Annotated in this window: 6 protein-coding genes; 2 read left to right on the forward strand and 4 right to left on the reverse strand. The window is 76.4% G+C overall.

What is annotated here, in order from left to right:
• Positions 1 to 1085 (forward strand): PQQ-binding-like beta-propeller repeat protein (locus RKE29_RS25650; RefSeq protein WP_312008016.1); only part of this gene is annotated, 1085 nt, incomplete at its 5' end.
• A gap of 708 nt (positions 1086 to 1793) precedes the next feature.
• Here RKE29_RS25650 and ilvD read toward each other — a convergent pair.
• From ilvD to RKE29_RS25670, 4 genes are all read right to left on the reverse strand, one after another.
• On the reverse strand, positions 1794 to 3635 hold the full coding sequence (ilvD, locus tag RKE29_RS25655) for a dihydroxy-acid dehydratase (protein ID WP_312008017.1): 1842 nt from the start codon (positions 3633 to 3635) through the stop codon (positions 1794 to 1796).
• A gap of 172 nt (positions 3636 to 3807) precedes the next feature.
• Positions 3808 to 4494, reverse strand: a complete 687-nt coding sequence (locus RKE29_RS25660; RefSeq protein WP_312008018.1) for a TetR family transcriptional regulator — start codon at positions 4492 to 4494, stop codon at positions 3808 to 3810.
• Positions 4491 to 5357, reverse strand: coding sequence for a sugar phosphate isomerase/epimerase (locus tag RKE29_RS25665; RefSeq protein ID WP_312008019.1), 867 nt, complete (start codon positions 5355 to 5357; stop codon positions 4491 to 4493). The genes RKE29_RS25660 and RKE29_RS25665 overlap by 4 nt, the downstream gene beginning before the upstream one ends.
• A gap of 268 nt (positions 5358 to 5625) precedes the next feature.
• The gene (locus RKE29_RS25670; protein ID WP_312008020.1) at positions 5626 to 6621 is read right to left on the reverse strand and encodes a Ppx/GppA phosphatase family protein; all 996 of its coding nucleotides are present in this window, start codon (positions 6619 to 6621) and stop codon (positions 5626 to 5628) included.
• A 218-nt stretch (positions 6622 to 6839) separates the two neighbouring features.
• Between RKE29_RS25670 and RKE29_RS25675 the strand changes: the two genes are divergently transcribed.
• A complete protein-coding gene (locus RKE29_RS25675; RefSeq protein ID WP_312008021.1) occupies positions 6840 to 7739 on the forward strand; it encodes a hypothetical protein in 900 nt (299 codons plus the stop codon).
• Positions 7740 to 8048 lie beyond the last annotated feature (309 nt).

Below are 8048 nucleotides of genomic sequence, written 5' to 3' on the forward strand. Positions count from 1 at the left end.
CGTGGCGGACGGACCTGGGCCGGGCCGCCGGGGCCGCGGCCGGCGGCGGCGTGCCGGTGCCCACCTGCGCGTACGGGCTGGGCGGGCTGTACTGCACCGAGCGCGGCCTCGCGGCGGCCCGCGTGGACCCGGCGGGCGGCCGGGTGGTCTGGTCGCGGCCGGCCGCGAGCCGCCCGGATCAGGGCCCGCCGCAGCCGCCGGTGCTCGCCGGGGGCCTGGTGCAGGTGCTGTCGCCGGACGGCGGGCGGCTGGAGGCGCTGGACCCGGCCACCGGCCGGCCGCGCTGGACCCGGGACGTGTCCGGCTACGGCGGCCGGGTCTACCGCACGGCGGACGCGGTGCTGCTGGTCGCGGCCGACGGCACGGTCACCGCCGTGGACGCCGCCACGAACCGGGAGCGGTGGCGGCGCGCCTTCCCCGGGCACGCCCTGCCGACGTTCACCGCGGGCCTGCCCGGTGACGGCGGGCGCACCGCCTACGCGGTGACCACGGCGGACGACGGCTCGCGCACCCGGGTGACCGCCGTGGACACCACGCGCGGGACGGTGCGCCGGCAGGGGTCGCTGCCGGGCTACCTCACGCCGGTCGGGACGGCGCCCGGCGGCGTGCTGCTGCTGACCGAGTCCGACGCGCAGTCCCTCACCACGGCGGTCGTGCGCTACGACCCGGCGACCGGGCGGGCGCGGCGGGCGCCGCTGCCCGTGGCCGTGTCCCAGGCGGGCGCGGCCACCCGCGGCGACATGGTCTACCTGCTGGGCGCGGACGGCGGTCTGGTGGCGGTCGACAGCCGCCGCGCGCGGCCGGCCCAGGCGCAGCGCTGGCGCCTGGAGACGTCGGTGAGCAACGCGTCGGCGCTGGTCGCCTCCGGTGACCGGCTGTACTTCTCGGCGGCGGACGGCCGGCTGCTGGCCGTGGACACCGCGCGGCGGACGCTGGTGGGCCAGACCCCGCCGCGCCCGGGCCGGGCGGGCAGCGGCTACCTGGCCCACGTGCCCCCGCCGGTGGCGGCGCAGGGCCGAATCTTCGCTTCCGCTCCTGAAGGAACCGTGTTCGCGGTGGATGAGCGGGACCCCGCTCACTGGTGAGCGTAGGCCGTCCGTCCACGCGTACGGGCCGGGACGCGCGCCGGGCGCCGGATCGCGTACGGCGTACGTCCGGGCAGGCGTGGACGCGGCGCGCGGCGGGGCCCGTACCGGATGGCGGAGGGGCGTCTCTTCACGGGCGGGCAGGGCGTGTCGTACCGGCGCGTCAGAGGACCGTCCGCGTCCTGCGGGGCCCGCGTGCGCGGGAGAGCCTGCCCGGACGGGCGGCCCGTCCCCTCCGACGGGCCGCCGGGCTGACGGGGGCGGCGTGCGGTCCGGGGCGTACGGTCCGGTCCCGCACGGTCCGGGGGCGTGCGGCCAGGGCGTACGGGCCGGGCCGCACGCCGGCCGGCAGGCGCGTGCGGCTGCCGCGCCGGACGCCGTCGGCGCGCGGGACCGCGGTGCGGGGCCGGCGTGCGGCCCCGCGGCGGCGTGCGGCCGGGTTAGGCCGTGTCGTTTGGATCAGGGTGGATCAGGGAGCGGCGTCCGGTGCTCCCCCAGCTACCGCTGGGAGGTACCCCCCGGCTGCAAGGCGGAGGAGGAGAGCGCAGGGGNGCACCTCCCAGCGGTAGCTGGGGGAGGCACTGCGTGCGACGACGACAACGCCGCACGGGGGCACCTCCCGGCGGTAGCCGGGGGGCGGGGGCACCCCCAGCGGTAGCTGGGGGAGTGCCGGGCGTCGCGAGCCCGCCCTGATCCAAACGACACGGCCTAGCCGCCGAGCTTGGAGACGTCCCGCACGGCGCCCTTGTCGGCGCTCGTCGCCATCGCCGCGTACGCGCGCAGCGCCGCCGACACCGTACGGACGCGTTCGCGCGGCGCGTAGACGCCTCCCAGGGCCGCGCGGCGCGCCGCCAGCTCCTCCTCCGGCACCAGCAGCTCGACCGTGCGGGACGGGATGTCGATGCGGATGCGGTCGCCGTCCTGGACCAGCGCGATGGTGCCCCCGGCCGCCGCCTCGGGCGAGGCGTGGCCGATGGAGAGACCGGAGGTGCCGCCGGAGAACCGGCCGTCGGTGATCAGGGCGCACTGCTTGCCCAGCCCGCGGCCCTTGAGGAAGGACGTCGGGTACAGCATCTCCTGCATGCCGGGGCCGCCCTTGGGGCCCTCGTAGCGGACGACGACCACGTCGCCCGCGGTGACCCGCTTGGCGAGGATCTTCTCGACCGCCTCCTCCTGCGACTCGCACACCACGGCCGGGCCCTCGAAGGTCCAGATCGACTCGTCCACGCCCGCGGTCTTCACCACGCAGCCGTCCTGGGCGAGGTTGCCGTACAGGACGGCCAGGCCGCCCTCCTGGGAGTAGGCGTGCTCGACGTCGCGGATGCAGCCCTTCTCCGCGTCGGTGTCCAGCGTCTCCCAGCGCTCCTCTTGTGAGAACGCCTCGGCGGAGCGGCGGCAGCCGGGCGCGGCGTGGAACAGCTCGACGGCCTCGGGCGACGGCGACCCGCCGCGGATGTCCCACTGCTTGAGCCAGTCGGCGAGCGAGGCGGAGTGGATGGTGTGCACGTCCTCGCGCAGCAGCCCGGCGCGGTACAGCTCGCCGAGGATGGCGGGAATGCCGCCCGCGCGGTGCACGTCCTCCATGTAGTACGAGCCGTTGGGCGCGACCTTGGACAGGCAGGGCAGGCGGCGGGAGAGGGCGTCGATGTCCGCCATGGTGAAGTCCACCTCCGCCTCCTGGGCGGCGGCGAGCAGGTGGAGGATGGTGTTGGTGGAGCCGCCCATGGCGACGTCGAGCGCCACCGCGTTCTCGAAGGCGGCGCGGGAGGCGACGGAGCGGGGCAGGACGGTCGCGTCGTCCTGCTCGTAGTACCGCTTGGTGATCTCCACGACCGTACGGCCCGCCTGCTCGTACAGCGCGCGGCGGGCGGTGTGCGTGGCGAGGACCGAGCCGTTGCCCGGCAGGGACAGGCCGATGGCCTCGGTGAGGCAGTTCATCGAGTTGGCGGTGAACATGCCGGAACACGAGCCGCAGGTCGGGCAGGCGTTCTCCTCGATACGCGCGATGTCCTCGTCGGACACGGCGTCGTTGGCGGCCTCGGCGATGGCCGTGATCAGGTCGAGCTTGCGGACCGTGCCGTCCACCAGGGTGGTGGTGCCGGACTCCATCGGGCCGCCGGAGACGAACACCGCGGGGATGTTCAGCCGCAGGGCGGCCATCAGCATGCCCGGGGTGATCTTGTCGCAGTTGGAGATGCAGACCAGGGCGTCGGCGCGGTGCGCCTCGGTCATGTACTCGACGGAGTCGGCGATCAGGTCGCGGGACGGCAGGCTGTAGAGCATGCCGCTGTGGCCCATGGCGATGCCGTCGTCCACGGCGATGGTGTTGAACTCGCGCGGCACGCCGCCCGCCGCCTTGACCGCCTCGGACACGATCCGGCCGACCGGCTGGAGGTGGGTGTGGCCGGGCACGAACTCGGTGAAGCTGTTCGCCACGGCGATGATCGGCTTGCCGAAGTCCTCGCGCGCTACGCCGGCCGCGCGGAGGAGGGCGCGGGCGCCCGCCATGTTGCGGCCGTGGGTGACGGTGCGGGACCTCAGCTCGGGCACGATGCTCACTCCCTGGGGGTGGTCTGCGGTGGTGGCGCGGGGCCGGTGCGGCGCGGCTACCCGTCGAGCGTACGCCGCGCGCGGGGGGTGGGACGAGGTTACCGGGATGTGAGACGGGGACCGGGTACCGCCGGTCCGGGGCGGGCCGGCGGTGGTGGTGGGGCGGGCTCGGTCAGGGGCCGGCGAGGTAGCGCTGGAGGCTCGGGCCGACCAGGGCCACGATGTCGTCCACGCGCGCCGACGCCACCGGCTCCATCCGCAGCACGTACCGCTGAAGGGCGATGCCGAGCAGGTGGGCGGCCGCGAGCTGGGCGCGCAGCTCCGCGTCCGGGACCGCCAGCGCGACCGCCGTCGGCAGCAGCAGCCGCCGCTCGATCATGCGCCGCAGGACCGCGGCCGCCTTCTCGTTGGTCACCGCCGAGCGCAGCACGGCCAGCAGGGGCGCCCGCAGGACGGGGTCCTCCCAGATGCCGAGCAGGAAGCGGGCCATCCGCTCGCCCGCGCCGTCCGGGCCGGCGTGCACGACCTCCGGGACGCCCATCGTCGGGGCGAAGATCAGCTCAATGGCGGCGGCGAAGACCTGGTCCTTGGTGCCGAAGTAGTGGTGCACGAGGGCCGGGTCGACGTCCGCCGCCTTCGCGATGCCGCGGATCGACGTGCGGTCGTAGCCGTGGGCGGCGAACTCGTTGCGGGCGGCTTCGAGGATGCGGTCGCGGGCGGCGGGGGCGGCGGCCGCGCTCGTACGGGCCGGACGGCCCCGGCCGCGCCGCCGGGGCGCCGGGGCGGCCGTACCGGCGGTGGGGGCGGGTGTGGAGCGGACGGCCGGGGTGGGCCGGGAGGGCGGCGGGACACGGGTCACGAGCCGGGCACCGCCCCCGGCGCGGGCGACGCGGCGGACCGCGACGCGGCGGACACCGAGGCCGCCGCCAGGTGCAGCCGGGTGAAGGCCAGGGCCTCCGCCAGGTCGGCCTCGCGCTCCGCGGTGGACATCGAGCGGCGGGTGCTGACCTCGACCACGATGTGCCCGTCGAAGCCCGTCGCGGCCAGCCGCTCCAGCACGGCGGCGCACGGCTGGCTGCCGCGCCCGGGCACCAGGTGCTCGTCCTTGTTGGACCCGCCGCCGTCGGCCAGGTGCAGGTGGGCGAGCCGGTCGCCCATGCGGCCGATCATCTCCAGGGCGTCCGCGCGCGCGGTGGCCGTGTGGGACAGGTCGACGGTGAAGTGCCGGTAATCGTCCTTGCTGACGTCCCAGTCGGGCGCGTACGCCATCAGCTCGCGGTCGCGGTAGCGCCAGGGGTACATGTTCTCCACGGCGAACCGCACGTCCGTCTCGCCCGCCATCCGCCACACGCCGCGCACGAACTCGCGCGCGTAGCCGCGCTGCCACCGAAAGGGCGGGTGGACGACGACCGTGCTCGCCCCCAGCCGCTCGGCGGCGGCCCGCGCGCGCTGGAGCTTGACCCACGGGTCGGTCGTCCACACGCGCTGGGTGATCAGCAGGCAGGGCGCGTGCACGGCCAGGATGGGCACGCCGTGGTGGTCGGACAGGCGGCGCAGCGCGTCGATGTCCTGGCTCACCGGATCGGTCCAGACCATGACCTCGACGCCGTCGTACCCCAGGCGCGCGGCGATCTCGAAGGCCGTCGCCGTCGACTCCGGATAGACCGAAGCCGTGGACAGCGCGACCTTCGCATCCGGAATGCGCACTACTGGGTCTGCCACGAGGGACAGCGTACGGCGGGCTACCGGCGACCGGGCAGCGCGGGTACGGCCGCCTGGGGGCCTGCGTTGCGGGTGTGACTGGTGGGGCTGGAGGGGCGCGGCTTGGGCCGTTCGGCGGGCGGCAGGGTCTGGCGGTCGGTTTCGAGGGGCGTGGCGGTCGGTTTCGAGGGGGCTGGCGGTCGGTTTCGAGGGGGCTGGCGGGAGCGGTCGGGTGCCTGGCGGGAGCGGTGGGGGCGGTGGCGGGCGGTGCGCGGCGGTGGCGCGGCGGTCAGGCCGGCGCCGCGTCGCCGAACTCGGCGACCACGGCCACCGCCGCCACGTCGGCGTGCCCGCCGATCGACGGCAGGTGGTCCAGGCGGCGCAGGATGACGCCCTCGCGCAGAGCCCACGGGCAGATCTCCAGCTCGGTCACGCCGAACAGGTCCATCGCCGCCTCCGCGACCAGCGCCCCGGCCAGCAGCTGCGGCGCCCGCGCGGCCGACACGCCGGGCAGCTCCACGCGCCGCGCCACCGGCATGGACGCGAGCCTGGGCACCCACTCCGCCAGCGCCTCCCGGGTCAGCCCGCGCGGGGAGTAGATCCCCTCGGCGGAGCGCGCGGCGCCCGCGATCCGGGCGAGCTGCTTGAAGGTCTTGGAGGTGGCCACGACGTGGTCCGGCGTGCCGTGCCGGCTGAAGTCGCCGACGATGCGGGCGATCTCCGCGCGTACGTGCCGCCGCAGCGCGCGTACGTCCGCCGGGTCGGGCGGGTCGCCGGGCAGCCAGCCGGCGGTCAGCCGGCCGGCGCCCAGCGGCAGGGAGGCCGCCACGGACGGCTCCTCGTCCAGCCCGTACGCGATCTCAAGCGAGCCGCCGCCGATGTCGAGGACCAGCAGCTTTCCGGCCGACCAGCCGTACCAGCGGCGGGCCGCGAGGAAGGTGAGCCGGGACTCCTCGTCGCCGGTCAGCACGCGCAGCGCCACCCCGGTCTCCGCGGCGACCCGGGCCAGCACCTCGTCGACGTTGGCGGCCTCGCGGACGGCGGAGGTGGCGAACGGCAGCACCGCCTCGGCGCCCTTGTCCTCGGCGGCCCGCAGCGCGTCCCCGATCACGGCGACCAGGCGGTCGACGCCCTCCTGGCCGATGGCTCCGTCGCCGTCGAGGAGCTCGGCCAGGCGCAGCTCCGCCTTGTGCGAGTGGGCGGGCAGCGGGCGGGCGCCGGGGTGCGCGTCCACCACGAGCAGGTGGACCGTGTTGGAACCCACGTCCAGGACACCGAGTCTCATGGCTGAAACGCTACTGCGGACGGTCACGGGCGTTCACAGGTGTCCACAGTCCGAAAGACCGTTCCGGGAGAGCCCGGCCGGGCGGCCGCCGGTCGGGGCCGGTCGGCGGGGGTTCGCGGGGTCCGTACGGACCGTACGGACCGTACGGCGCCGGAGCCGGTCGCGCCGGGCGCCCGAGCCCGGCGTCGCGCGGGGTGCGGGGGCATACGCTGGGGGACGTGGCAAAGACGAAAACGCCGAAGCGCCGGAAATCCCCCGAAAACGCGAAAAGCATCGCGGAGCCCGCCGCTGCCCCGGCCGGAACCGCCCCCGTCGGGGCCCGCCCGGGCGAGGCCGGGCCCGGGGCGTTCGAGCCCGGCGAGGCGGAGCCGGGCGACGAGGCCGGGCTGGACTTCCCGCGCGCGTGGGTGGACTTCCCCGACCCCGCCGACGAGGAACAGGTCTTCCGGTGCGACCTGACCTGGCTGACCTCCCGGTGGACGTGCGTATTCGGCCACGGCTGCCACGGCATCCAGGCGGGGCGCGCGAGCGACGGCTGCTGCACGCTGGGCGCGCACTTCTCCGACGAGGACGACGAACGGCGCGTCGCCGGGCACGTGGCCCGCCTCACGCCCGAGCTGTGGCAGTTCCACGGCGTGGGGAAGGCGGCCGGCTGGGCGGAGACCAACGAGGACGGCGAGCGCCAGACGCGGCGCCACGAGGGCTCGTGCGTCTTCCAGAACCGTCCGGGCTTCGCGGGCGGCGCCGGCTGCGCGCTGCACATCCTGGCGCTGCGCGAGGGGCGCGAGCCGCTGGAGACCAAGCCGGACGTGTGCTGGCAGCTGCCCATCCGCAGGTCGTACGACTGGATCGACCGGCCCGACGACACGCGCGTGCTCCAGGTGACCATCGGCGAGTACGACCGGCGCGGCTGGGGTCCGGGCGGGCACGACCTGCACTGGTGGTGCACGTCGGCCCGGTCGGCGCACGGCGGCGGGGAGCCGGTGTACGTGTCGTACCGGGCGGAGCTGACCGAGCTGATGGGCGCGGCGGCGTACGGGCTGCTGGCCGGTCTGTGCGAGGAGCGGCTGGCGGCGGGCCTCCCGCTGCTCGCGCCGCACCCGGCCGACCCGGCCTGACGCGGGTGGGGCTGGTCCCGGGGCCTGTTCTGGGCTGGTGCTGGGCGGGTTCCGGGGTCGGGCGGGCCGGGCTCTTTGACCGGCCTGGTCCTGGGACGGAGCTTTCGGCCGGTGGCCGGGGCCTCCGGCTGGGCGCGGGGCCGGGCCTGGCCCTGGGCCGGGTGCTGTGACCGGGGGCCTGGGCTCGGGTCTTGGGCTCGGGTCCGGGGCTCGGGTCCGGGGCCGGGGCCTGTCCGGGCCGGGCGACGCGGCCGCGGCGCCCGGGCGCGGCGCGGGCCAGACGCGGCGCGGGCCAAGGCGGCGCGGGCC

Origin of the sequence: Streptomyces sp. B1866 (genome assembly GCF_031932565.1) — a bacterium.
GTDB lineage: Bacteria > Actinomycetota > Actinomycetes > Streptomycetales > Streptomycetaceae > Streptomyces.